The organism is Shewanella violacea DSS12 (assembly GCF_000091325.1).
In the GTDB taxonomy this organism is placed as follows: domain Bacteria; phylum Pseudomonadota; class Gammaproteobacteria; order Enterobacterales; family Shewanellaceae; genus Shewanella; species Shewanella violacea.
On the sequence record NC_014012.1, the window covers coordinates 4559256 to 4583998 of the forward strand.

22 protein-coding genes and 1 other RNA gene are annotated in these 24743 nt (G+C 43.4%); 8 read left to right on the forward strand and 15 right to left on the reverse strand.

All coding sequences use genetic code 11. From position 1 onward, the window contains the following. Positions 1 to 5 precede the first annotated feature (5 nt). From SVI_RS18785 to rsmI, 6 genes are all read right to left on the reverse strand, one after another. Entirely contained in the window at positions 6 to 1394 is a 1389-nt protein-coding gene (locus SVI_RS18785) for a DUF1302 family protein (protein ID WP_041420101.1), read from the reverse strand. Between the two features lie 66 nt (positions 1395 to 1460). Continuing rightward, positions 1461 to 2306, reverse strand: a complete 846-nt coding sequence (locus SVI_RS18790) for an outer membrane lipoprotein-sorting protein (protein ID WP_157608732.1) — start codon at positions 2304 to 2306, stop codon at positions 1461 to 1463. Then, positions 2306 to 4657, reverse strand: coding sequence for an efflux RND transporter permease subunit (locus tag SVI_RS18795; RefSeq protein WP_013053249.1), 2352 nt, complete (start codon positions 4655 to 4657; stop codon positions 2306 to 2308). Before SVI_RS18795 ends, SVI_RS18790 begins: the two co-directional genes overlap by 1 nt. Beyond that, positions 4650 to 5783, reverse strand: a complete 1134-nt coding sequence (locus tag SVI_RS20835; RefSeq protein WP_013053250.1) for a sterol desaturase family protein — start codon at positions 5781 to 5783, stop codon at positions 4650 to 4652. The genes SVI_RS18795 and SVI_RS20835 overlap by 8 nt, the downstream gene beginning before the upstream one ends. 871 nt (positions 5784 to 6654) lie before the next feature. After that, positions 6655 to 7014, reverse strand: an RNA gene (gene rnpB, locus SVI_RS20860) — RNase P RNA component class A. Between the two features lie 233 nt (positions 7015 to 7247). After that, on the reverse strand, positions 7248 to 8093 hold the full coding sequence (gene rsmI, locus SVI_RS18805) for a 16S rRNA (cytidine(1402)-2'-O)-methyltransferase (RefSeq protein WP_013053251.1): 846 nt from the start codon (positions 8091 to 8093) through the stop codon (positions 7248 to 7250). Between the two features lie 87 nt (positions 8094 to 8180). Here rsmI and SVI_RS18810 point away from each other — a divergent pair, with 87 nt between their 5' ends. The 4 genes from SVI_RS18810 to SVI_RS18825 all read left to right on the forward strand — a co-directional run bounded on the left by SVI_RS18810 (position 8181) and on the right by SVI_RS18825 (position 11682). Further along, the gene (locus SVI_RS18810; protein ID WP_013053252.1) at positions 8181 to 10049 is read left to right on the forward strand and encodes a penicillin-binding protein activator; all 1869 of its coding nucleotides are present in this window, start codon (positions 8181 to 8183) and stop codon (positions 10047 to 10049) included. An 11-nt stretch (positions 10050 to 10060) separates the two neighbouring features. Next, entirely contained in the window at positions 10061 to 10411 is a 351-nt protein-coding gene (locus tag SVI_RS18815; RefSeq protein ID WP_013053253.1) for a YraN family protein, read from the forward strand. Positions 10412 to 10491: 80 nt separating this feature from the next. Continuing rightward, positions 10492 to 11082, forward strand: a complete 591-nt coding sequence (locus SVI_RS18820) for a phosphoheptose isomerase (RefSeq protein WP_013053254.1) — start codon at positions 10492 to 10494, stop codon at positions 11080 to 11082. 30 nt (positions 11083 to 11112) lie between these two features. Beyond that, positions 11113 to 11682 carry a BON domain-containing protein gene (locus SVI_RS18825; protein WP_013053255.1) on the forward strand — a complete coding sequence of 190 codons (570 nt, stop codon included), beginning with the start codon at positions 11113 to 11115 and terminating at the stop codon, positions 11680 to 11682. 296 nt (positions 11683 to 11978) lie between these two features. Here the strand turns inward: SVI_RS18825 and SVI_RS18830 are convergent, their stop codons facing one another. After that, the gene (locus tag SVI_RS18830; protein ID WP_013053256.1) at positions 11979 to 12899 is read right to left on the reverse strand and encodes a DMT family transporter; all 921 of its coding nucleotides are present in this window, start codon (positions 12897 to 12899) and stop codon (positions 11979 to 11981) included. 126 nt (positions 12900 to 13025) lie between these two features. Here SVI_RS18830 and SVI_RS18835 point away from each other — a divergent pair, with 126 nt between their 5' ends. Together SVI_RS18835 and SVI_RS18840 are read left to right on the forward strand one after the other, a co-directional pair. Next, entirely contained in the window at positions 13026 to 13907 is an 882-nt protein-coding gene (locus tag SVI_RS18835; protein WP_013053257.1) for a LysR substrate-binding domain-containing protein, read from the forward strand. A gap of 471 nt (positions 13908 to 14378) precedes the next feature. Further along, complete coding sequence (locus SVI_RS18840; RefSeq protein WP_013053260.1) at positions 14379 to 15140, forward strand: substrate-binding periplasmic protein; 762 nt, start codon at positions 14379 to 14381, stop codon at positions 15138 to 15140. Positions 15141 to 15324: 184 nt separating this feature from the next. On the opposite strand, the gene trpS is transcribed toward SVI_RS18840, so the two are convergent. Genes trpS through rpe form a run of 3 tightly spaced genes read right to left on the reverse strand, consistent with a single transcriptional unit; the run spans position 15325 to position 17714 of the window. After that, complete coding sequence (trpS, locus tag SVI_RS18845) at positions 15325 to 16332, reverse strand: tryptophan--tRNA ligase (RefSeq protein ID WP_013053261.1); 1008 nt, start codon at positions 16330 to 16332, stop codon at positions 15325 to 15327. After that, complete coding sequence (locus tag SVI_RS18850) at positions 16329 to 17036, reverse strand: phosphoglycolate phosphatase (protein WP_013053262.1); 708 nt, start codon at positions 17034 to 17036, stop codon at positions 16329 to 16331. The genes trpS and SVI_RS18850 overlap by 4 nt, the downstream gene beginning before the upstream one ends. A gap of 3 nt (positions 17037 to 17039) precedes the next feature. After that, positions 17040 to 17714 carry a ribulose-phosphate 3-epimerase gene (gene rpe / locus SVI_RS18855; RefSeq protein ID WP_013053263.1) on the reverse strand — a complete coding sequence of 225 codons (675 nt, stop codon included), beginning with the start codon at positions 17712 to 17714 and terminating at the stop codon, positions 17040 to 17042. 205 nt (positions 17715 to 17919) lie between these two features. On the opposite strand from rpe, the gene SVI_RS18860 reads away from it, so the two are divergent. Together SVI_RS18860 and SVI_RS18865 are read left to right on the forward strand one after the other, a co-directional pair. After that, the gene (locus tag SVI_RS18860; RefSeq protein ID WP_041420102.1) at positions 17920 to 18276 is read left to right on the forward strand and encodes a hypothetical protein; all 357 of its coding nucleotides are present in this window, start codon (positions 17920 to 17922) and stop codon (positions 18274 to 18276) included. 11 nt (positions 18277 to 18287) lie between these two features. Further along, the gene (locus SVI_RS18865; RefSeq protein WP_041420103.1) at positions 18288 to 18473 is read left to right on the forward strand and encodes a DUF2970 domain-containing protein; all 186 of its coding nucleotides are present in this window, start codon (positions 18288 to 18290) and stop codon (positions 18471 to 18473) included. Positions 18474 to 18523: 50 nt separating this feature from the next. Here SVI_RS18865 and SVI_RS18870 read toward each other — a convergent pair whose 3' ends face one another. The 5 genes from SVI_RS18870 to SVI_RS18890 form a co-directional block, all read right to left on the reverse strand. Continuing rightward, a complete protein-coding gene (locus tag SVI_RS18870) occupies positions 18524 to 19363 on the reverse strand; it encodes a Dam family site-specific DNA-(adenine-N6)-methyltransferase (RefSeq protein ID WP_013053266.1) in 840 nt (279 codons plus the stop codon). Positions 19364 to 19412: 49 nt separating this feature from the next. Next, positions 19413 to 20858, reverse strand: a complete 1446-nt coding sequence (locus SVI_RS18875) for an AAA family ATPase (RefSeq protein ID WP_013053267.1) — start codon at positions 20856 to 20858, stop codon at positions 19413 to 19415. 15 nt (positions 20859 to 20873) lie between these two features. Further along, on the reverse strand, positions 20874 to 21950 hold the full coding sequence (aroB, locus tag SVI_RS18880; protein WP_013053268.1) for a 3-dehydroquinate synthase: 1077 nt from the start codon (positions 21948 to 21950) through the stop codon (positions 20874 to 20876). A 9-nt stretch (positions 21951 to 21959) separates the two neighbouring features. Next, positions 21960 to 22475 carry a shikimate kinase AroK gene (gene aroK / locus SVI_RS18885; RefSeq protein ID WP_013053269.1) on the reverse strand — a complete coding sequence of 172 codons (516 nt, stop codon included), beginning with the start codon at positions 22473 to 22475 and terminating at the stop codon, positions 21960 to 21962. A 217-nt stretch (positions 22476 to 22692) separates the two neighbouring features. Beyond that, a complete protein-coding gene (locus SVI_RS18890; protein ID WP_041420104.1) occupies positions 22693 to 24738 on the reverse strand; it encodes a type IV pilus secretin PilQ in 2046 nt (681 codons plus the stop codon). Positions 24739 to 24743 lie beyond the last annotated feature (5 nt).

Genomic DNA, 24743 nt, shown 5'->3' on the forward strand with positions numbered 1-24743 from the left:
CTAGCTTAAAAGCTATATTTAACACTGAGTTGAAATACATCGTTATGCCGGTAATCGTATAATCCGGCAGTGGGGTTTTTGGCACTATAAACAACGAGCAAGGCACCTAGGGTCCAGCTCTGTGCCAGTTCATAATTTGCGGTTAAACGGGTAATATCACCGTCATCATTTAACAGATGGGTCCAGTCGAGTTGCAAGGTGAGTAATTCGTTGGTGTCTTGCCAAAACAGTCGTGAATTCGCCCCCCATTGATGACGACTAACAGCGAGATTTTGGACATTATTGGGTGTATGTATGTAGTTAAGCTCGACACTGACTTCAGCATCGCCAAAACCGCCGTAATCGAGCCCCAACATGGCCAATAGCTGATCGCTTTCTTGCCATATGTTGTCACCTAAAATGTCATTATGTTTCGGGGCTAATGTGCGATTAAAATGCAGGCCGACTTCGGTTTTTAGCACCATCAGGCGATGGGCATAATTGGCAGAGAATCCCAACATTTGAAATCTATCGGCTTGATAGGTAAGGCGTACTTTTCCTGCAGATTGCAGCGCTGCGATACCAGACAAATCATTGGCATTCACATCTGCTATCACGACGCTGTATTGGCCATTGTTAATGAACTGGCTATAACGCAAAAAGTATTCCACCTTATTAGCCGCATCTAGCTCTATCAGTTCAACTTGTTCATTGCGTAAGCGAATGAAAGGGTCAAACTCATGACCTGCTGGCGCAAATCTATCTAGGCCCGCTTCATAGGTGGCAACAAATTCCAGGCTCGAACCTTGCATTAGATAGCTTAATTTTGCCGCAGGGACCTGTAAGCGCAGATCTTCTAAATCGGCTTGGCCTAGAATCAGCTGATCTCTTATTGCCACCAGATCGGTAATATTAATGGTCTCGGCTTCGCCCCAAGCGACAATCTGATTACCTAGGCGTAGATACAAACCTGAGGATATATCTATATCTAAATAGACATCCTTGATGTCGATTCTATTTTCTAAATCATCAATTTCTGCTGCAGTCGCAAGATAGTCATCATTGAGCCGATAAACCGACTCATGAATGAATCGGCTGGCAATGCGATAGTTCACTCGCTCACTTAAGGCACCATCGAAGCGCAACTGCAGGCTTGACGCCACGCTAGTTAATCCGGAATTTTTTCGAGAGAACAAATTACCTGGATCTTGATAACCGTAGGCAAAGATTTGTTTTGCCCAGCCAGAAAACTCATGGTTAGCGTCTTTATCAAGCTCATCAATTATCTCAACATCAAGCTGTTCAAAAAAATCATCACTGCCATAACAAAAACTCGAGCTAAGAATCATTAACACACAGCTAGCAGCCGTCCGCTTGGCCAATTGTTGTAGGCCTGTAGGGTGAATTTTTGACATAGAAATCCAGTATCTAAGTGACATTGCTGTCACTTAGATCTCGTTATTTATAAGAGGGAAAAAGATTTAGTTAATTAAGGCTGCTCTTTGCATGTTCTCTGATTTAAATAATTCATCAGAAAGGAAAGAGTTATAATTTACATTATGAATTTTCAAGATACTGGCATGTTCTTTTTTGCCATTTTTAACTGTGATCATTTGCATTTTTTTAACGGTCCAAACTCCGTCTATTTTTTCAATATCACTGGCTGAGTAATATTTTATTCGTCCCGCCCTCACCTTCCATATTTTGCTCTTAACTTGGACAAAGTTATCTTTCCTTATCCAGGTTTGAGTTTTAAGATCTTGGGTACTTGCGGTGACCTTGTCTCGATATTTATCTTTAGCGCGATACTCAATTAACCAACAATCATGGCCATTGACGACTTCACTTTCACTCAGTAGTTCATAGTCATACCAAGCTAACTCAAAGCCACTTAAATCTGCATAGCTAAAATCACTGCCCAAAAATGAACCGGATCTGTCATCTGCCGCGATACGTTTATTTTTTTGTAATGCTGGTAAATATAACCAGGAGTCATCATCCCGCTCACTGGTATCCCAATCATAATTAATATATACGGTATCTTTTAAATCTGCCGGGGTTAAAAATATCGCCATATATTTAGTGCCGACAGGGTATTTTTTTGAGTATTGCTTTAACTGCCGAGTACGCTTTCGTCCGCGCTTGTCTATTAACACCATGGCACTGTCGGCTACCGACGTATCACCTTCATCTCTGGCATCGACTTTTACCATTATTTCCATAGCCGTCAATGCCTGCTCACTAGCCTGACTCATAGACAAACTCAACATAGGAAAGCTCATTACAAGACCTGTTAATAGCAGGTGTTTTAGGGAGTATGTTTTCATTAAGCTGTATCTCCTTTGTCGATAACCACGGCATCTTCGATATTGACCTTGTCACCGTCGAGGAGATACAAGGTGGCAGGAAGAATAAATAGATCGCCGAGTAAGGCTAGGAACATGATGCAAGCACTAAAGACGCCCACATAAATAATCGGTACAAAAGAAGCGAGCATGAGTACTGAAAAACCTAGCACTAGCACCACTGAGCTAAGAATGACCGCACGCCCCGCATGAGCCATGGCTAGACTTATGGCCTTATGCGTAGAGTGACCCGATTTTTTGGCGGTTAAATAGCGGCTCATCACATGAATACTATCGTCGACGGCGATGCCCATCGTCATCGCCCCCACAATCATGGTACCTAGGTCGAGTTTTAAGCCTAACAAGGCAATCCCTCCCCCGGTGATCATTATCGGTAGCACACTGGGAATAATGCATAACAATCCGTATTTGAATGATCTAAATAGCAGGATAAAAAACAGGCTTATAAAGCATAATGTCAGCGTAAATGAATAGAACATACCGTGATTGGTATAAATATCTTGTGCTTGAAACAGGATTTTCAGCCCAGTCAAAGTAATATTTAAATCACTGTAATTATTAGCTAAGTCTTGTTTGATTTGTTCCAGTTCAACTTGCACCTCGGATGCGGCCATATTAATCATAGGCACAGTGAGGCGCAGGTAGCGGTTATCGAAGTCACGCAGATCGGATAGGTCTTCTTCGGGGCCGGCATTTTCATACAGGAATAAGGATTGTGCCACCTGATCACTGCTGCCGGGCAAGGTATAAAACTCACTCTGCTCTTCATTGAGTGATTGATACACCTCTTTGAGATAATCAATCTGTGAGACAATTTCTCCGGTGCTCACCCTTGACTCAAGATACTGCTGCAGGGCATCGACGCGGGTCAAAAAACTTGGCGACTTAGCACCATCAATTTTACCTGAGTCTATGATCAGCTCTAACGTCAGCGCACCATTAAAGGTTTCATCAAAATACTGCATATCTTGTCTGGCGGTATTACTGCTCTTGAAATACTCGACAAAATTAGTATCCACTTTTATTTTCGGTAAGGTAAATACCGAAAATATAGCCAGCGACAGGGCAATTAGCATGATGCCGAGTCGATAGCGATAAACAAACTCAGGTAGTTGCTGGGTGAAGCGCGTCACCCAACCTGTGGTCATCACAGCCTGGGTTTTTACCGATATGTTTTTGGCGTAACTCAAGACTGCTGGTAATAAAGTAAAAGACAGGATAAATAACATCATCACCCCTGCGGCGCCCAGGTAGGCCATTTCTTTCACTGGCACTATTTTGGTCACTGATAAGGTGATAAAGCCCAATGCTGTTGTGATGGCAGTATAAAATGAAGGGATCCATAACTGAGTCATAGCTTGCTCAATCGCATCTTTACTGCTGTGGGTCTGTTGCAGCCGGAAAAACTCCAACAGCAGGTGCATGGTAACCCCAATACCGACAATTATGATGGTTGGCATTAAGGCTTGTGATACCGCAGATTGTGGAAAACCTAACCCTCCTTGTAAGCCACTCAGCATGACTATTGTGAATATAATCACTAACCAAGGTACGAAGGTGGCAAGCACAGAACGAAAACAAATAAATAGCACCAACATCATGATCAGCACCATCACAGGGTAGAGTAGATCACCATCACTCTTATTTAGGGTCTCAAACTGCTCATCAAACACTGGCTGGCCGCCATAACGAATACGATAGCCTTGCTCGGAGAAACCTTGCTCCTCGACAAATTTATACAGAGACTTCACTAACGCGACCTTGTGAGCTGGCGATTGTCTTTGATATTCAATACGTGCGGCGATACGGGTCTCTGTTAAGTCTTTGGATACTAAAACACCCTGCACCAGTTTCTCTGTGGCTAAAATATCTCTCGCTCTACTGATCTCGCCATCACTGACATGAGCTGCACTTTGATGCCTAAATAAATCAACCACCAGCAAAGAGTCACCCTCGCCTTTGATAAATTGGTATTTACTTATAGAGCGCACTTGGGTAACCGCAGGCTGCGTTTCAAGAAATTTAGTCAGTGAATCAACAACGGCGAGTGTTTCTTGGGTTAAGATATCCCGATCTGATTTTTTGGCGCTAATACCCAGTAATAAATATTCGTTATCACCAAATAAGTCGAGTAATTGATTAAACTCAGCTAGCTTAGGATCGCCCTTCTCGAAGTTACGCTCGATGGTTTGATCGAATGCAATGCTACCTGCAAAGTATCCCCCTACAGCAAGAAGAAATATACTTATAATGATGACCATTAACCTTTGGTTAATGACAAACTTAGCCCAAGCATTAATAAAATTATTCATGCAAATCCTTACCCATTATATCTTTGGTATTTAATAATTCAGCCTGATGTTCATCATCCTCAACATCTTCCATTGTTGTTTTATTATCCAGAAGCATGCCTAATCCAAATAGCGTCAGAGAAAATCCTGCTAAAGAAATAATTTGCCATGTCATAGACACAGCTTGTTCGTAATTTCTAAATATGGTGATAGCAATAAGCAATAGTAAAAATACAAAGAAGATAGTTTTTTTATTTCTAGCGCTAATAGTTGGCGAGAAGCTAGTTGGCTTATTTAGTTTTATATTTTGTCTATACTCATCCCCTAAATAGCTTGGCGAACCAAAAAATGCGGTCAGCTTGTTAACCAAGCCTCGGCGGCGCTTGGTTTCCTTTATCACCTCTTTCAAACTATCAATTTGAGCAAGTATTGGGTTCAAAGTTCGTGTTTGTTGACCTATTCCGAATTGATACGCTTCGCTAGGTTTAGCAAACGTCCCAAATAATTTATCCCATATAATAAAAACACCAGCAAAGTTTTTATCGACATAACATTTATTTTTACAATGATGTATTTCATGATGGAACGGCGTATTAAACACTAGGCCGAAAACTTTAAATTCTGGCAGATAACGAGTATGGATCAGAAATTGATAAAGGTTATGCGCAGAGAAAACCAAGAAGAATGCCGCAGGTGAAACCCCTACAATAGCCAAGGGTAAATAAAACAGTATGATCGTAAACTCCTGTAATACTGAACGTCTTAACGCTACAGACAAATTAAATTTATCAACCTCATGATGCACAAGGTGCCCCGACCACAAAAAACTACATCTATGGCTTAGACGATGAAAAATATAAAAAATAAGATCGACAACAATCACTAACAAAACCCATAGCCAAGCCGTATCCGCAAAGGTCGTTAATCTGTAATCTTGATAAATCGCAATATACACTAAGACAAATAAGCCTTTAGAAATAAACCCCGTAGCCTGTTCGAAAATACCACAGCTAACATTACTTATTGTGCTATTCCAACGGTAGTTTTTTTCTTTCTTTCTTAAATCATAAAAAAATTCAATAACAAGACAAGCCACCATAAATGGAATGCCTATCGCAATAATGTCTGGGTATTGGGTAATGTCCATGACTATAATTCCTTTATTTGTATTTACACTATATCCCTAGCCAAGTTCCCATACTGACTAGTCTAACCATATGTTAGTAATGACGATTAGCTTGCATCACTAACTACTAGTTATATATAAACGACAATATTTATAACCATGTAATATTAGATTATTTACTTTAACTAAAAATATTAGATCGTTTACTTTAATTAGTTACATTAGATTGTTTACTTTAATTAAACACGCACCAATTAAAACAAAAGCACACTAACATCTTTTAAATACCCGACTGGTATTACCACGAAAGAAATAAACAATAAGTATTATACGACCCAGGTAGGAATTTAAACATTGGTTATTAATTCGCATTCAACATTATAGGAGACGCAGTTAACCCATCTAAAAAACAAAACCAATGACATCCCACTTAACGATAAAAAACAACAGCTTATTATTCAAATAAAAATAAACATTACAATTACCAGGGGATTTAATTAATATAAAGATAGACAGAATAAAAGCTAAAAACATTTTTATAAATACAGATAACGATTAAGAATAAAATAAACCAATAGTATCAAGACTCTGTAATCTATCTATTCGATATTAAAACAAGATGGGAATAATAAGTGCTATAACTCTAATATTACAAATAGAACAATATATTGGATTATGTCATTTAATTTAAAGAGCATTATTATTGATTTTGTAGAAAATAAGTAATGATTAACTCACTGCCTTTATTCGAAAGCCTCCATTTTAACTACCTATGGCTCCAGCTTATCTTCGAATGATAAAGACATGAAATAACTAAATATAACCCCCTCCACAAGCTGAAATTTTGACAACAAAAAGCCCGCTTATCTTTCGATAAGCGGGCTTTCTTAAATGGTTGAGTTGGCCGATAAGCCGGGTCTTGTCTTGGACAGTTATTCATCTAGGCCTGCAATCGCTCACAGGCTCAAGCGACCTACCCGGTTCCAACGCGAGCCGCGCATCAACTATTAAAAGTACTGGAACCCTATTTGGTCTTGCTTCGGGTAGAGTTTACCTTGCCACAGACTATTACTAGCCGTGCGGTGCGCTCTTACCGCACCCTTTCACCCTTACCAATCCTAAGATTGGCGGTCTCCTCTCTGCTGCACTTGTCGTCGGTTCACACCGCCCAGGCGTTACCTGGTACCCTGCTCTATGAAGCCCGGACTTTCCTCCCCGTCCTTACGAACGCGGCAACTGTCTGGCCAACTCGGCGCGGATTATAGCGAGTGTTGGCGACTACGGCAAGTTGTTATATCGATCAATATCAATATGTGATCGCTCAGCGATAATTTCGACCAGTAGGCTAGGGAATATGAGTAAAATCTACCCAAGGTTAATGACAACCCCGCGATCTAGTACTTTAAGGCTCAATGCCCAGTTAACGAGACATATCCAGGTTATCTAGTCCTAGTGACATCGCCGAATACTAGGCTAGTCTCGTTTTTACAAACCTATTTCTAGGCCATACTTGTAGAGTGCGTTCTTCTTAATTCCGTAGATCTGTCCGGCAATGGCCGCCGCTTTTTTCAAGGGAAGCTCTTCGACAAGTAACTTAAGCGTATTAACCACTTCTGTTGGAATACCCTCATCATCTTTCGCGCTTCTATGGCCATGGCACATCAGCACTATTTCACCGCGCTGCTGATTAGGATCATTTTTCACTATCTCTAGCACTTCAGCCACAGTCCCAGAAAGAAATGTTTCGAAGGTCTTAGTGATTTCACGGCCCATCACTATCTGCCTATCTTCACCTAGAGCCGCCAAAAATGACTCCAGACTCTGAACAATGCGATGAGGAGACTCGTAGAAAATCAAGGTTCTTGGATCTTCTTTTAGGGCTGTCAGCTTATCGAATCGGCCTTTCTCTTTCGATGGCAGGAAGCCTTCAAAAGTGAAGCGGTCCGACGGCAAACCAGAAGCGCTTAGCGCTGTGATAGCTGCACATGGGCCAGGCAAAGGAGTAACCTCGTATCCCGCCGCTCTCACGGCAGAGACCAGATGATAGCCGGGATCTGAAATAAGCGGAGTCCCGGCATCCGAGATCAGCGCAACAGGCTCACCATTACTGAGCTTTTGAATGATCCAATCGGCTCTGTCACGCTCATTATGATCATGAAGTGCCGTTTTTCTGGTTTCGATACCAAAATGACTCAGAAGTTTTCCGCTGTGACGTGTGTCCTCACAGGCTATTAATTTGACATTATTTAGTACATCTATGGCGCGAGAACTGATATCACCAAGGTTGCCGATGGGGGTTGGAACTATGTAAAGAGCGACCGCCAGATCCATATCTACCTCAAATTGACTATCACAAGACTTTCGTCCAGCGTAAGAGAAGGTTAAACTATTGGCTGCATCTTACCAGAGTGAAGACCAGTGTTGAAAAGACTGAATACAACTAAATTTATTTCTATTGCGGTTTTAGCCACTATTTTAACCGCTTGTGGGTCAACGCCAAGCCAAATAACACCTATGGATAGTCAGCTATCTTTGGTGACAGCTAGTCTGCAGCCAGCGGAATACCTGGCTAAAGCCTCGAGAGCCGATAGCACAGAAATGCAAAACCGCTACGCTCTCCTTGCCGCTCACGCCTTTATCAATCAAGGTGATGGAAATGCTGCGAATAAGACATTAGCCTCAATTAAATCGAATCTAGTACCGAAAGCAGAACTGCTTGCCGAGCATAAATACTTAACCGCAAGGGCACTCGAGCTCACTTCTACCTATGATGCAGCCCTGCGTGAACTTAATTACCCGGCTGAATGGCAACTCGCCGATTGGCAGATGGTAGCCTACTACCAGTTTAAAGCCCGTTTATACCAGCTGACTAAACAGCCCATAGAACAGGCCAGACAACTAAGTCTATTGAGCACTCTCCTACCAATGGCTCAAACCTATGAAGTCAATGATAGTATCTGGCGCACCTTACAGCCCCTGAATGAACAAACTTTACTTAGTGCTAGCCAAAATTCTGCAGACCCGATTTTTTCGGGTTGGTTACAACTGGCATATATAGCCAAACACTATGCTATTAATCCCAATGAACTGGTACAGCATCTAGGCAATTGGCAACATACCAATCCTGCACACCCAGCCTCAATAAAGTTACCTACTGATCTTGAAAAAGCCTTAACCACTAAACCTTATAATCCACATAATATCGCCGTATTACTACCATTGACAGGCCCAGTAGCCCGCATCGCTAGTACAATCAAACACGGTATCATGTCGCGCTATCTGGCCAATCCCGATGATAATGTCTCGATTAATTTTTACGATACTGCCAAGGGCGCTCAACTCGCCTACCAGCAAGCCATAGCTGGCGGTGCCGAATTTATCATAGGTCCTTTGCTACAGTCTGAGGTCGAAAAGCTACAGCAGCCAATAACCACAGCAGTTGTCACACCTGATAGCAATAATGCGCAAGCTCCGGCCTTGATAAAACGAGTGCCACAGCTATTTTTAAACCATCTAGATGACTTTACCCCTGACCATGACCAGTTCTATTTCGCCTTATCTCCAGCTCATGAGGCTAGCGATGCTGCCGAGAAATTATTTTCAGATGGCATCACTACACCTCTAGTATTAGCCAGTAACAACTCGGTTAGTCATAGAATGGCCGACAGCTTCAGCAAGGCCTGGGAAAAATTAACCCAGCAAGCAGCCGAGATACATTATTACGATCCTGGCAATAAAATGAAGGTCACGGTACAAAAATCTCTGGGTGTTATCGACAGCAAGGAGCGTATCGCTCGGGTGAAGTCATTATTGGGTAACCAGATCCAAGCCGATTTTCGTTCGCGCCGCGATATAGATGCCATCTACATGATCGCAGGCAATAAAGATCTTCCTCTGCTAAAGCCTTTTATCGACGTCAATTTCAGTGTGTTTGCCGAACCAGTACCGCTTTACACCACCAGCCGCAGCCGGGTAGAAGGTAATTCAAGAGAAGTATTACAAGAACTCGACAATCTGATCATCAGCGATATTCCTTGGTTGATTAATAGCAATAGCGAGACTCAAGTAGTGCAGCAGCTATGGCCAACCTGGAACTATGGCCAGAAACGTCTTTACATCATGGGTTATGATGCACTTGAGTTAGTCGGAAAACTGGCTCAGATGCGCGCACTACCCGGTTACCAGTTCTCAGGAAGAAGCGGCATTTTATCTGTCACTTCCGATGGTACAGTTAACCGTAAGCTCAGCTGGAGCAGTTACCACAGAGGCAGTCTGCGCCCGCAATAATGGCTTTTAACATGGACGATAAACATCATATTCCACGTGAGCATGGTCAACTAGGCGAAAACCTAGCGAGAACATACCTTGAGCAACAAGGACTAACTTTCGTCGCAAAAAATGTTAGATACAAATTTGGCGAAATAGATCTAGTCATGCAGCAAGGTAAAACGTTAGTTTTTGTCGAAGTAAAGTATCGCTCTAAGAGTCAATTTGGTGGCGCGTTACATGCGTTAAGCACTAAGCAAATTCAGCGGTTAAGGCGAGCGGCCGAGCATTATATGCAGCTCAAACATCTAGATGTGATCTGTCGATTCGATCTCATTGGAGTAGAGCCCGCTCAAATATATTGGCTGAAGAACGCTTTTTAAAAATATATAATCATTGATGTCAAAAGCAGCTAGTAACTTATGGCATGATAGCAAACAGATATAAAGTTAAGGATCTTCCAATGTTAGAACGTATTAAAGATAGCTTCACTCATTCGATTCAAACCAAGATCGATGCTTCCGAGGCTCTGCCTGAGTCCATCGAGAAAGGGGCACAGATGATGGTTGAATGCCTGCTGGGCGGCAACAAGATCCTTACCTGTGGTAATGGTGGTAGTGCAGGTGATGCACAACATTTCTCCGCCGAGCTATTAAATCGCTTCGAAGTTGAGCGTCCGCCACTACCCGCTATTGCACTGACAACTGACACATCTACCATTACAGCCATAGCTAACGATTACAGCTATGACGAGATCTTCTCCAAGCAGATCTTAGCATTGGGGCAGCCAGGTGATATTTTACTGGCAATCTCTACCAGTGGTAACTCAGGTAACGTGATAAAAGCGATTGAAGCGGCGTTAAGCAGAGATATGACTATCGTGGCAATGACGGGTAAAGATGGTGGCCCTATGGCCGGCCTGCTCAGCATTAACGATGTAGAGATACGTGTACCTTCTAACAACACGGCGCGTATCCAGGAAGTTCACCTACTTATCATTCACTGCCTGTGTGACAATATCGATCGTACCCTATTCCCACAGGATGATCAGTAATGCTAAACCTGTCAATTCAGGAATTATAGCATGAGAAGATTACTACCTTTAATGGCAATAATCCTCATGCTGCAAGGCTGCGCCGGCGCTGTAATGCTAGGTGCAGTCGGCGGCGTCATGATGGTCAACGATGAGCGAAGTTTTCAAACCCAGCTCGACGATACCAATGCCGACTTCCAGATTTCCAGCGAATTGGCTAAGCTTGAAGATGTAAAAAATCAGGCTAACATTACCGGTGTCATTATGAACGGTAATACCCTGATGATAGGCCAAGCGCCAAATTCCATGTTGAGGGACAAGGCGATTCGGGCCGTACAGAAGTTGAAACTTGGTGGTAAGATCCACAATCAAATCCGCATAGGTAATCCAACCTCTTTCACCACCAGAAGTAATGACACTTGGATCACCACCAAGGTCAAAGGCCGAATGCTAAATACCGATGATTTGGATGTGACACGCATCAAGGTGATCACAGAAAATGGCGAAGTATTCCTCCTCGGTGTCGTTGCCAGAGATCAGGTAGAGCTAGCCGTTGATGTGGCCAGAAATACTACCGGTGTCCGCAAGGTTGTCACGGTATTTGAATCACCTGGCTCTTAGCTTCTATCTTGCTAGTTTCGCCTCTTGGTCATTAGTTTATCCGGATAAAACTGACCAATGCGAGCCACTCTTAACCTTCTAGCTTTGCCTCTTGGTCATTAGTCCGCTCGGATAAAACTGAGTGGTACCTGCCGTCACAAGACCCTTGCAGACCCTACAAAAAAACCTAGGATATCACCCAGGCTCTTAGCCGCTATCTTTCGACTTTCATTCTCTTGGTCATTAGTTCGCTCGGATAAAACTGAGCTGTACCTGCCATCACAAGACCCTTGCTGACCCACAAGAAAATCTAGGCTCTATCTTTCGACTTTCATTCTCTTGGTCATTCGATGATTCGGATAAAACTGACCCATACGAGCCATCACTTGGCGCTTGCTAATGCCAGAAAATAGCCAAGGAAGCAGCAAGGATGGCAGAACAATAAATCCAGCCCCAAGCCAGCTCAGTCCATCTAACCACTCACCAAACCACAACCAGCCAAAGAAGACACAAAAAACTAAACCTGTGTACTCGGCAATAGCGACTTCACTCGCCTTGGCCCGACGATAGGCTAAGACACTCAACCATTGATAGGAGAGTAAAAACAGGTTGCTGGCGACAGCAATACCAACCAGAGTCCAACTGAGTCCGGCTAGCCCTTGATAGGACACGAGAATCAACACCAGTGGCGCACTGAGTAGGTTATACAAGATAAGTGTTACCACGGGTGACTCACTTCCCGACAACTTCTTCAGTAATAACTGATTAACTGCAAACGTCAGCGCCGCAATCAGCACTAATATGCCAGATAAGTTCATCTCACTCGGTCTTAGTATGATGAGTATGCCAATAAACCCCAGTACACTGGATATGTTGGATATCGGCCCTATTCGCTCCTTTAAAAACAAGGCGCCCATCAAGACTATCATCAGGGGAGCCGTATAAAATAGGGCGCTAACTGTGGCAAGTGGCAGCGACATAAGCGCCATAATCAACAACAAGGCTCCACCAGCGCCGATATTAGCTCTAACTAGGTGTAGCTTTATCTGGCTAGCCTTAGGCTTGCCCTGGGCAAACCATAAAGGCAATAGCATAAAGATTGATGTCACTTGCCTAACGAATAAGAAAGTCGCGGCACTTGCCTCATCGGGAAGCCATTTTATGGACACATCATAGAGCGCACTAAAAATATTACCTACAATGAGTAAGCCTAGTGCCAGCATGACCGTGGGTTTCATGTTCATTCTCAAATTAAATATCTAGATTGAGGCGCATGTTAACCAGACAAAAACTTAAGCTAAAATGATGCTTTCTCATCTTATATGAATTAGATTCATACATAGACTATTATCCCGGACTCACATATGCGTAAAATACCGCCTTTACGTGCACTTCAGGTGTTCGAAGCAGCCGCCCGACAGGAACACTTTTCCCGCGCAGCCGCTGAGTTATGTATCACTCAGAGCGCAGTATCACATCAGGTACGTGTACTCGAAGAGCATTTTTCTGAGCAGCTGTTTATCCGTAAGGGAAGGCAGTTGAGACTCACATCGAAAGGCAAGTTACTTTATCAGGAACTGAGTCATATTTTTGATAGCCTAAGTAGGCTAAATCAACAGATATCAGGTGGTTACAGCCAAAACCTCAGGCTGGCTGTTTATAGTTCATTCGCCGTAAAATGGTTAATTCCACGCCTCAGCGACTTTAGGCGACAATACCCTGAGATAAAAATACGTCTCAACATGATCACAGATGATCCTGAGCTATCCGATAGCGTTGCCGATATGTTCATTAGCGGACAGAGTGGCTACCCGGGATTCTGGCACCAGCTCCTCCATCAGGAGCGACTTATCCCAGTGTGCAGCCCTGACCTTTTCGAGAGAAGTGAATCAATTGAGATAACCTCTTTATTTAAACAGCCGCTACTTACCGTAGATGAGGGGCCCCTTGGACTCGACTGGCAACGTTGGGGATTGAAAAATAAGGTGTCATTTCCAGACTCGCAACAAGAGCATATCTTTAGTCATGTTCTGCTTGCTATAGAGGCTGCGATAGCCGGACAGGGTGTAGCCCTGGCCTCAGATTTTATGGTGATGAAAGATATTGCCGATGGCCGGCTTATCAGCCCTAAACTACCGGATATTTATACGGGGTTTGAGTTTAACTTTAGCTGTAAAAAAAGCAGGCTAAAAGAACCCGCAATTGCCGCTTTCATCAACTGGCTAAGTCAGCAGAGTCAGAATTAGATTTAGATAAGGCCACTTTGACAAGACAGTTTGAGCTTAACGTTAAAGAAGCAGGCTAAAGGAAGCTGCTATTGCCGCTTTCATCGACTGGCTAAGTCAGCAGAATCAGAATTAGATTTAGATAAGGCCACTTTGACAAGACCGTTTGAGCTTAACGTTAAAGAAGCAGGCTAAAGGAAGCGGCTATTGCCGTTTTCATCGACTGGCTAAATCAGTAGAGCCAGAATTAAAGTTAGACTTAGATAAGGTCACTTTGACAAGACAGTTTGAGCTTAACGTTGAAGAAGCAGGCTAAAGGAAGCGGCTATTGCCGTTTTTATCGACTGGTTAAGCCAGCAGGGCCAGAATTAGAGTTCAAGTTCAGTTAAAGTTAGATAAGGCCACTTTGACAAGGTAGAAGGCTAAACTAAAATTATAATGAGACGCCATACATGCACGCTATTGTGACCTAGCTAATCATGGACTCACGCAATGAATGCTCAACCCATTAAGCTTGCCCTTCAGACCATGCTCACAGCTGCTGCGCTGAGTATCGCGATACTTGTTCTCACCTTAAAATTTAGTACCAGCGCATCGGCCAATGACACAATTGAGGGACCACTTCTTATTGCGACCCAGGAGTGGCCTCCTTACCAGTTGCAGACAAATGAAGGAGGAAAGGGTCATGCTATTAATGCGCTAAAGTGCGTATTGGATAGATTAAATCAAGAGTACCGGTTGATTTTCCTACCTTGGGGCCGGGCACAGAAAGGAGTTAAAACAGGAAGGTACCACGCATTTTTTTCGGCGGCAAAAAATACCACTAGAGACGGATATGCCACTTTCTCGACCCCCTTTATACAGCAAGATTGGGACTTCTATCAGCTAGCATCATCTCCACTGTTACGCACTGAAAAAAATCAGTTTAACCATGCTACATTTGGCAGTCGCCCTTACTCTAACACGACTCACTGGCTGCTAGAGAATCACTACAATGTGATACATCAAAGTGCCGAAATTGAAAAACTGATACTCCTGCTGCAGAAAGGGAAAATTGAGGCCATGATGGATAATCGGCTGCTCTTCAGCCAAGCCCTAGACAAGTTAGGTATCCCTGCAGAAGTCTTTAGTGCTATCCCCAATAAATCACTGCCATTGGGGATCTACTTTGGCAATAAATTCGTCGAGAAACACCCTGAGTTTTTACCTAAGTTCAATCAACATACCCAAGGCTGTCAATTTACTAGCCACTAGACTGACACATGAGCTTCTTACTCAGCAGCTAGCAGTTGAGTAAGTTGAGCTGGATTAAATGCCCCAAAGACTAGATGAAGCTAACTGCAAATTTTGCATAAAAAAAACCAGTAGTGTGACTACTGGTTTTACGAATTTTATAAAGTTAGCCTAAACAAGCTTAACTTTTTCGAAATCAGGCTTACTAAACAATAAGGCCTATTTTCTCGTAGACCTTCTTCACGGTAACTTCGGCGCGAGCCTGTGCCTTCTCTGCTCCGTCACGCATCACTTGATGCAAGAATGTAGTGTCTTTCCTGAATTCGCGATAACGCGCCTGAAGCGGCTCTAACATCTCAACTACGGCTTCACCGGTGGCAACTTTTAAATGGCCGTACATCTTGCCTTCAAATTCGGCTTCTAGACCGGCAATACTCTTACCCGTGACACCTGACATCAAACTAAGTAGGTTAGACACCCCAGGCTTGTTCTCTGTATCGAAACGTACCACAGGTGGCTCATCGCTATCTGTCATTGCCTTCTTGATCTTCTTCATGATCTTCTTAGGATCTTCCAGTAAGCCAATAACGTTATTACGGTTATCGTCAGACTTGGACATCTTCTTAAGCGGATCTTGCAGCGACATCACCTTAGCACCAAGCTCGGGAATAAAAGGCTCGGGAATGGCGAAGGTCTCACCATAAGCATTATTGAAACGAGTGGCAATATCACGTGTCAGTTCTAAGTGTTGCTTCTGATCTTGACCAACAGGGATCTCATTGGCTTGATACAGAAGAATATCGGCTGCCATCAATACCGGGTAGGCAAATAGACCCACATTGATGTTGCTGGCATGCTTCTGTGACTTATCTTTAAACTGAGTCATACGGTTAAGCTCGCCCATCTGGGTATAGCAATTCAGTGCCCAACCTAGTTGAGTGTGCTGAGGAACCTGAGACTGAATAAATACCGTACTCTTCTTAGGGTCGACCCCACAAGCAAGGTATAAGGCCAAAGTATCTAGACAAGCTTCTCTTAGAGCTTTGGGATCTTGTCTCACCGTAATGGCATGCAGATCGACAACGCAGTAGAGGCAGTCATGACTATCTTGCAGAGCTACCCACTGTTTCAATGCGCCCATGTAGTTGCCTATGGTTAGCTCTCCAGACGGTTGTGCACCGCTGAGTACTATGGGTTTTGTGGGGTTAGTCATACGTTTTCTTGCTCCGTTGCTTTGAGGCTACTGCTTACCAGTGCCATAATTTCACTAAATTTCTCACAGACCGCATCTGGGTCGCTTAGTCCGATATCTTCACCGTAGTTGTACCCATAGGTCAAGCCTATCGAGGTAATACCGGCAGCTTTTGCGGCTAAAATATCATTTTTTGAATCCCCAACCATCAAGAGTTCATCTGGCTCTAGTTGCCAATGAGATAAAAGGTGAGTTAATGGCATGGGATCCGGCTTCATTCTTTCCAGAGAATCACCACCTAGAACATGAGAGAAGTGATGATTGATGTCGAATGCCTCTAGCAGAGGTAGGGTAAACCTATAGGGCTTATTGGTAACAATTGCCATTGGAAAACCCAGAGCCGTCAATTGCGCTAAGATCTCTTTCACATATGGATAAAGCTGACTGTGCTGTTGCAGGTTCTCTTGATAATGAAGCATAAACCTTGGCATAGCATGCTCTAATTCATCTGGCTGGACCTCTCGATCTAGGGCATGAGTTAGCGCTCGGCTCATTAACATCTGAGCGCCATTGCCTACCCAGCTACGTACTTGATCTTCAGTACAACCAGGTAAATTAAGCTCCGACAGAGTCGCCAAGGTAGCTGCTGCAAGATCCGGAACACTGTCGATAAGCGTTCCATCCAGATCGAATGCGATGGCCTTGATATTTTTCCAACATGTCATAAGTTAAGACTCTAGTTTCGCGAGTTCACTGCGCATCTCATCGATAACAGCTTTATAATCTGGCTTGTTGAAAATAGCGGAACCAGCGACAAACATGTCGGCACCAGCTGCGGCGATTTCAGCAATATTATCGACCTTGACGCCACCATCGACTTGAAGCCTGATGTCATAACCGCTAGCATCGATAAGCTGCTTCACTTGTCTCAACTTGTCCAGTGTTGAAGGGATAAAAGACTGGCCACCGAAACCTGGATTAACCGACATCAATAGGATGACATCGAGTTTATCCATCACATGATCTAGATAATGTAATGGTGTCCCGGGATTAAACACCAGACCGGCTTTACAGCCTGACTCTTTGATCAACTGCAGACTTCTGTCTAAATGCTCTGTCGCTTCCGGATGGAATGTAATTATCGAAGCTCCGGCTTTGGCAAAATCGACAATCATACGATCCACAGGCTTAACCATCAGATGTACGTCAATATCAGCCGTTACGCCATAGTCGCGTAATGCCTTACACACCATAGGACCTATTGTCAGGTTCGGTACATAATGATTATCCATAACATCAAAATGAACGACATCGGCACCAGCATTAAGAACAGCATCGACATCTTCGCCTAAACGGGCAAAATCGGCAGATAAAATAGAGGGAGCGATAAGAAAAGGGCGCATAGCAAACTCATACAGTGTCTAAGAAGTACGCTATTCTACCTTCTACGGACATAAGCCTCTAGGGCCTATGTCCAATTTAACAAGATCATTGGCAAAAAAGTCATACCTTTATATGATATTATCAAACCTCTTAACAATACGTTCAAAATACAAACTAGTTTGCTATAATTGCGCGACCTGTGAAGGCTATTCAATAAAGGGAAATATGATGGAAAAGGGAAAGAAGCCCACAGCCAGTATAAAATCTGCTTGTGTTCTTGCCGTTGCCGCCTGTGCAATTGCAATCACAGCCATGAGTGTCCAGAGCCTATCGGCTTCTGAATCGGCCTCGGCTTGTGCCTGTAGCAGTTCCACTTCCAGTTATAACTCCTCTTTACCAGCCAGCCACCCTAATAACCGCTGCGCACGTCAGACTGAAGATTTGAGCTGGACCTCTTGGTTTGCGGGCAAGAGTCGCTCTAACCAATTGCATTTTGTCGATCTGTTAGAACTGCTCTACGGGCATAGTGAGAGCCCGCTCGATGATGTCAGTCCTACAAACAGAACACAGCATAGTTTTTAGGCTAGTTGCCCATGCTAACTAAACTCTTGCGGATTTTTATGAGTACATTGGCGGCTTTTCTGGGTGTTCAAACTGAGCAGAACAGGCAAAGAGACTTTCAAAGCAGCTCACCTTTGCCTTTCATTATCATGGGAATTGTCTTAGCGATTGGTCTGGTACTGACACTTATCTTTATCGTTAGCCAGGTGCTGAGCTAGACGCGAAATTCAACTCCCAACTCAGACTCTCTAACTAAATAAAAGTAAAACTAGTCATCTTCACTGCGATAACGCTCGTCATACAAGGCCATTAACTCGTCAACTTTCTTTCTGGCACTGCCTTTCTGACTAATGTTTCTTTGCACCTTAATAGTATCTAAACTCGCGCCATGATACAGCTCTCTTGTGAGGGGAGTATCATGATTGCTGATCAATACAGGAATGCCTCGGTCGATAGCCGTATGTCGCGATTTTCTGGCTAACAAGGCCTGATCATCCAAAGAAAATCCTGCACCTACATAGGTCGTAAAACTCGCCTTAGACGGCAATGGTGCATATGGAGGATCACAGTAGACCACGTCCCCTGGAGTCGTGAGTTCGAATGCTTCCTCATAACCTATGCACTTAAACTCAGCACCTTGTGCTTTCACTGAAAAAGCTTGTATCTCCTTCTCGGGAAAGTATGGCTTCTTATAGGAACCGAAAGGTACGTTGAAACCACCTTTGCGATTATAACGGCACAAGCCATTGAAACCGTGACGGTTCATATAGAGGAAATACACTGAGCGAATGAAAGGATCTTGGGTCAGATTAAACTCGGTCCTCACCTTGTAGTAGGCTTCTTTTTCATTCATCTCAGGCACAAACATGGCTTTCGCTGCGGCTATATATCTATCAGGTTCTGTCTGAACTATCTTATAAAGATTAATAAGATCTTGATTAATATCACATAATAAATAATTGGCATAATCAGTATTGAGAAAAACTGATCCTGCGCCAACGAAAGGCTCTACGAGACGATCTCCCTTGGGGAGATGCTTTGAGAGTACTTCAATCAGTTTAAATTTTCCGCCAGCCCACTTAAGAAAGGCTCTCTGTTTTTTACTCATCTAAATTGATTGATTGCTAAGAAAAAAGAAGGTGCCGATTGTACTCTGTTTAGTGGGGAATATCATTAGTAGTAAGCCCTTCTTCTAGCTCATATTCGACTAAATCTTTCCATGCCCGAATCCAGGGGGATTTCAAACCATACTTTTTCATTAACCCACTGGATTTTTTATTGGCGATAGCCAAAGTTTTAAAGTGCCCAAGCAAGATTATCCAACGATCCCCATGACGAGCAAGCTGAATATCTTGCTCGTCTTCAATCATAGCCAAGAGATTATTAAGGGATTTAATCTCCCTAACACTTGCCAGTTGAATGGTATAGCCAGTAAAAGTACGCATCTCCTTCACTCGCTCTACGGCGAGATCTGCATCCGATTCCCTAAGCTCAGTGGACTCAATCTCTGTTAATTTAAATTCTTCTAACCTTGCGAACGTTTCTACCGAGGAGGTTTCCGTGTCTGCAATCGTATTAACACTGACTGTAGTAGCTTGCGATTGTTCTTCTGATATTTGAACTTGAGAATCAGGATTTTCCTTATCCAGTGCTTCAGTAATAATCTCGGTTAGCTCCTCAGACTCAGGAACCTGAGTGTCTTCTTTATCCTCTACAAGCCGTTGATGAAGCACAAAATAACCTGCTAAGATTCGCTCCCCGTACTGAGACAAAGGCGAAGGCTTACTAACTGGTTCGATCACAGTCCGCTCGGCGCTGGAAGTCGCCACTACCTCTGAAGGAGAAAACAGATAATAGCATCCGAATAGCAAGACAAAGATTACAGATATCCCAAGCATCACAGACTTAGGCCATTTGTTTGCAACCACCACCTCGGTATTCCCATTGAGAGATAGCTCTAACAAATTCACTACCTCTTGGGGCGTACCAGCCTGCTTTTCCAGCTGAGCCCTGACAATTTCTCGTGGGGTAAACGGGTCTTGGTCACTGCGACTTAGCAAGGTGTAATACAGAGCTTCACGCTCAGGCATCAAGAGTGGATCAATATTTATCGATAGAAGAGTTTCTTTCTGGGCAAGGGGTAACTGACTCTCTAGCTCATCGAAGAAATCCTGATCACAAGTTAAGGTCAAGGAAATAGTTTTTCCCGGTAGCCTTAGTTGGCTCAGAACTATGCATTCAGCAACCAGCTCCATCGGCAGATAATGAGCATCGTCCAACACAATAAATGACGCTTGCGGCATAGATGATAAGAGTCTGAAGATTGTTTCAGACAGGGGGATTTCATCATCAAAGACAGGTTCTGAAAATAACTGAATTAAAATTTTTCGGCGAATTTCACTGCTATCACAGTGCTTGGGGCAAGTTACCAGTGCAGAGCTAAATTCTTCCAGCTCGTTAACCAGTGAGGTTACTAATCTTGTTTTACCTGAGCCTCGGCTACCAGTAACAAAGATCAACTGTTGACCGTAGAGGCTAACATGCTGCAACCTCTGTACTAAGGTCTCCTGGCTAGGCAGTAAAATCGAGTCTTTAAAAGTCACTCACACACCTAAAATCTATGTGCGGCGAAGAACCTGTGCCAGTATCTCATCGGTCACATTGCTATATATTCCTGACTTACCTATCGCTTCAGGAAGAATCAGCCTAAGTTGACCTTTAAGTACCTTCTTATCACGCCGCATATGCTTGATGAATTGTTCAAAATCCATCGACTCTGGAGGGGTCACTGGCAAATCAAAAGCCTGGAATAATTTAATTATCCGACAAACAATTGACTCATCGATCAATCCCATCCGACTTGCAGTATTAGCAGCAAGTACTGTGCCAGCAGAGACTGCCTCACCGTGTAACCAGACACCGTAACCCATCTCAGCTTCTATGGCATGACCAAATGTATGGCCCAAATTAAGCAGTGCACGCACTCCTCTCTCTGTTTCATCCTGGGCAACCACATCCGCCTTTATGTCACAGCATCGACCGATGGCATATTCTAATGACTCTTTGTCCAATGCCTTTAATTGAGAAACATTATTCTCTAGCCATTGAAAAAACTCACCATCCCAGATAATACCGTACTTGATGACCTCAGCCATGCCAGCAGCGAATTCTCGGGGGGGAAGTGTGTCTAAGCAGTTGGTATCTATCAACACAAGTTTAGGTTGATAGAAGGCACCTATCATATTCTTACCTAAGATATGATTTACCGCGGTCTTACCGCCAACAGAAGAGTCAACCTGAGCGAGAAGTGTGGTAGGTACTTGGATAAAATCGACACCTCTTTGATAACTTGCGGCTGCAAAGCCGGTCATATCACCAATCACACCACCACCCAAGGCAATAAGAACTGTGTCCCTACCTAGGTTTTGTTGTAATAAGGAGGTAAATATATCATCCATCTGAATCAATGTCTTATATTGCTCACCGTCGGGTAAAATGACAGGTTCAACACAGTCAAAATCAGATAAAAGAGACTGTAGCGCCGCTAAATACAGAGGCGCTACAGTGACATTCGTAACAATTAGAATTTTTTTATCTTGGAGGTAACGAGCAAGATGCTCGTTGCAACTCAACAAATTTTGGCCAATAACGATGGGGTAACTTCTTACTCCTAGCTCAACCTGAATCTGCTTCATTTTTCCCGCCTAGAAACCTAACTGTTCGATGATTTGATTTGCAACAACCTTGGCACTCTGTTCATCGGTCTTAACGATGACATCTGCAATCTCTTCATACAAAGGATTACGTGCAGCAGCCAGGCTTTCAAGAACTTCTCTTGGATCGTCAACCTGCAACAGTGGACGACGCTTATCTCGCTGTGTGCGAGCAACTTGCTTATCAATTGTGGTCTCTAGATAGACAACGATTCCACGAGCAGAGAGATTATTACGTATCTCTTTACTCTGAATAGAACCACCGCCAGTCGCTAAAACAATACCTTGTTTCTCTGTTAAGTCAGCGACAACCTGTGTTTCACGAACGCGAAAACCTTCTTCACCTTCGACATCAAAAACCCACGCGATATCAGCACCAGTGCGCTTCTCAATTTCGTGATCTGAATCGTGGAACTCTAAGTGCAGCATCTGTGCTAGATGACGGCCTATTGTGCTTTTACCAGCCCCCATAGGGCCTACTAGAAAAATATTACGTTTCTCAGCCATTGCTATTACGTCTGAATCTTATATGAAGTTTGCCGACGTCGATTCGAAAAATAAAACCGACCTAAAATGTTACCTTGCTCTAATGAGACTTGACCATGGATTATCTCAGTTAAACCCCACATAAGGCAAGTCATGTACGCATATATTGTAGAATTAGTCGTTTAACAATGACATAATCAGCACGAAAACACCGCTTATGTCATTGTTACAAATGACTTTATAGATCTTCAGATATTATCTTTGGCGTGACAAAAATTAAGAGTTCTTGCCTTTCATTCTTGTCAGAAGTGCTCCTAAAAAGAAAACCTAAGAAGGGAATATCACCCAATATAGGTACTTTACTGACACGGCTAATCAAGTTTTGTTGATAAATACCACCTAAAACAATTGTTTCGCCATGATTCACCAGCACCTGAGTACCGATTCTTTGGGTGTCGATAGAAACAGCCTCTCCAAGAGGAGTTGCAACCACCTCTCCTTGAGAATCCTGAGTGATCTCTAAATCCAGAATTACACGATTATCCGGAGTAATTTGCGGTGTGACTCGCAACGACAACACGGCCTTCTTAAAGCTAACCGTTGCTGCACCACTGGAGCTAGACTCGACATAAGGGATCTGTACACCTTGCTCTATGTATGCAGCCTTCTGATTCGAGGTCATAATACGCGGGCTAGCGATGATCTCTCCCTTATTTTCTTGCTCTAGGGCGCTTAGTTCCATATCTAGTATGGTGCCATCTGCCAGTCTGGCCACATGAAACGCGATACTTGCAGCACCGGCTGGAGCTGGTAAGGCTACATTTAATCGGTCAGCAAGGGCTGGTATTAATCCACCAGCGATACTCTCTGCACCTTCGATGCTCCCCGATGTCCCTCTGGTACCTTGTTGATCTGTGATCCCCCACTGAATGCCAAGGTCTTCTGAGACATTATCTTTTACTGTCACCATTCGGGCCTCGATGAGTACCTGACGAATGGGTATATCCAATACCTCGATTAGCCTGTGTATATTCTCTAACGTGTCTTCGGTATCTTTTACCAATAGGGTATTGGTACGCTCATCGACAGTAGCACTTCCCCGGGAAGTCAGCAGGCTCGAATCTTCACCCTTCAACAATTCAGCGATATCGGCTGCTTTGGCGTAATTTATCTGCAGATATTCAGTATATAGAGGAGCAAGCTCTTGCACTTCTAACTGATTTTTTAATTGCTGGCTCTCACGAATCGCTAGCTCTTCACTGGGCGCTATCATAAGAATATTACCTTCGATGCGCTTACCCAGACCTTTAGTCTGCAAGATAAGATCCAGAGCTTGGTCCCAAGGGACATCATCCAGACGCAGGGTAATCTCCCCTTCGACGGTATCACTGGTGACTAAGTTAAAATCGTTATAATCCGCGATGATCTGTAATACGGTTCTCACCGAGATACTTTGGAAGTTTAGAGAAAGTGAACGTCCATTATATTTCTTCTCCTGTTTGCTTACGGCCAGCCTCTCAGCCTTACTTATACTGAGGCGGAACAGACTGCCTTCTTGTTTGTAGTTATATTCATATTGACCCGAGATATCGATAAGTATTCTCGTCGTTAGCTCTTCTTTAAAAGTTTCAAAGCTACGCACTGGAGTTGCAAAATCTTGCACATCCATCACATACAGAAGGTCAGAAGCTATATCGGTATTATAAAGCTGCAGCTCTAACTTAGAACCGACCTGCTTCACGTTAGCTGCTACCGAACTATTGCTTAGCTTAACCAATAGTTCTCCGCCGCCAGCAGAAGTTCGCCTGAAATCTATATTTTTAATCCCGTTAATAAATGGATTTTCTGCAGTTGCATTACGATCGGCGACCTCATCATTTATCGTCAGATTATAGGTATTCCCCTTAAGCTTGCCCTTATAGGCTTTGACCTTATTTAGCGCTACCATCACCCGCATCATGCCATCAACCTGATGCACGCTTATGCTTTCAACTCCGACAGTATTAATTGGCATAGTCTCTTTTTCTAATCCAGAGATACTGTCACTAAAACCTAAGGTAATTAAAGCTGGTGATGCATTGAGATCGATTTCTGGTGCCATTACTTCATGTTCGAAGATTAATTGCAGTTCTAATTGATGATCAACAACTGAGTGGAATTTAACATCCACTAGGCGGTTTTCGGCTCCAGCATATGAAGTGCTAACAATTAATACAAAAGCACCAAGTACTCTAAAAAGAGCCAATTTATTAAAAATGTTTTTTATCGCGGCAGAAGATTCCATTATTC

Bases quoted from the DNA above. Each gene is read 5' to 3' on its own strand.
- SVI_RS20835 (WP_013053250.1), bottom strand. From the start codon at position 5,783: ATGGACATTACCCAATACCCAGACATTATTGCGATAGGCATTCCATTT.
- SVI_RS18890 (WP_041420104.1), bottom strand. From the start codon at position 24,738: ATGGAATCTTCTGCCGCGATAAAAAACATTTTTAATAAATTGGCTCTT.
- SVI_RS18870 (WP_013053266.1), bottom strand. From the start codon at position 19,363: ATGAGTAAAAAACAGAGAGCCTTTCTTAAGTGGGCTGGCGGAAAATTT.
- aroB (WP_013053268.1), bottom strand. From the start codon at position 21,950: ATGAAGCAGATTCAGGTTGAGCTAGGAGTAAGAAGTTACCCCATCGTT.
- aroK (WP_013053269.1), bottom strand. From the start codon at position 22,475: ATGGCTGAGAAACGTAATATTTTTCTAGTAGGCCCTATGGGGGCTGGT.
- trpS (WP_013053261.1), bottom strand. From the start codon at position 16,332: ATGACTAACCCCACAAAACCCATAGTACTCAGCGGTGCACAACCGTCT.
- SVI_RS18865 (WP_041420103.1), top strand. From the start codon at position 18,288: ATGCTAACTAAACTCTTGCGGATTTTTATGAGTACATTGGCGGCTTTT.
- SVI_RS18860 (WP_041420102.1), top strand. From the start codon at position 17,920: ATGATGGAAAAGGGAAAGAAGCCCACAGCCAGTATAAAATCTGCTTGT.
- rpe (WP_013053263.1), bottom strand. From the start codon at position 17,714: ATGCGCCCTTTTCTTATCGCTCCCTCTATTTTATCTGCCGATTTTGCC.
- SVI_RS18840 (WP_013053260.1), top strand. From the start codon at position 14,379: ATGAATGCTCAACCCATTAAGCTTGCCCTTCAGACCATGCTCACAGCT.
- SVI_RS18850 (WP_013053262.1), bottom strand. From the start codon at position 17,036: ATGACATGTTGGAAAAATATCAAGGCCATCGCATTCGATCTGGATGGA.
- SVI_RS18785 (WP_041420101.1), bottom strand. From the start codon at position 1,394: ATGTCAAAAATTCACCCTACAGGCCTACAACAATTGGCCAAGCGGACG.
- SVI_RS18790 (WP_157608732.1), bottom strand. From the start codon at position 2,306: ATGAAAACATACTCCCTAAAACACCTGCTATTAACAGGTCTTGTAATG.
- SVI_RS18830 (WP_013053256.1), bottom strand. From the start codon at position 12,899: ATGAAACCCACGGTCATGCTGGCACTAGGCTTACTCATTGTAGGTAAT.
- SVI_RS18795 (WP_013053249.1), bottom strand. From the start codon at position 4,657: ATGAATAATTTTATTAATGCTTGGGCTAAGTTTGTCATTAACCAAAGG.
- SVI_RS18820 (WP_013053254.1), top strand. From the start codon at position 10,492: ATGTTAGAACGTATTAAAGATAGCTTCACTCATTCGATTCAAACCAAG.
- rsmI (WP_013053251.1), bottom strand. From the start codon at position 8,093: ATGGATCTGGCGGTCGCTCTTTACATAGTTCCAACCCCCATCGGCAAC.
- SVI_RS18815 (WP_013053253.1), top strand. From the start codon at position 10,061: ATGGACGATAAACATCATATTCCACGTGAGCATGGTCAACTAGGCGAA.
- SVI_RS18835 (WP_013053257.1), top strand. From the start codon at position 13,026: ATGCGTAAAATACCGCCTTTACGTGCACTTCAGGTGTTCGAAGCAGCC.
- SVI_RS18825 (WP_013053255.1), top strand. From the start codon at position 11,113: ATGAGAAGATTACTACCTTTAATGGCAATAATCCTCATGCTGCAAGGC.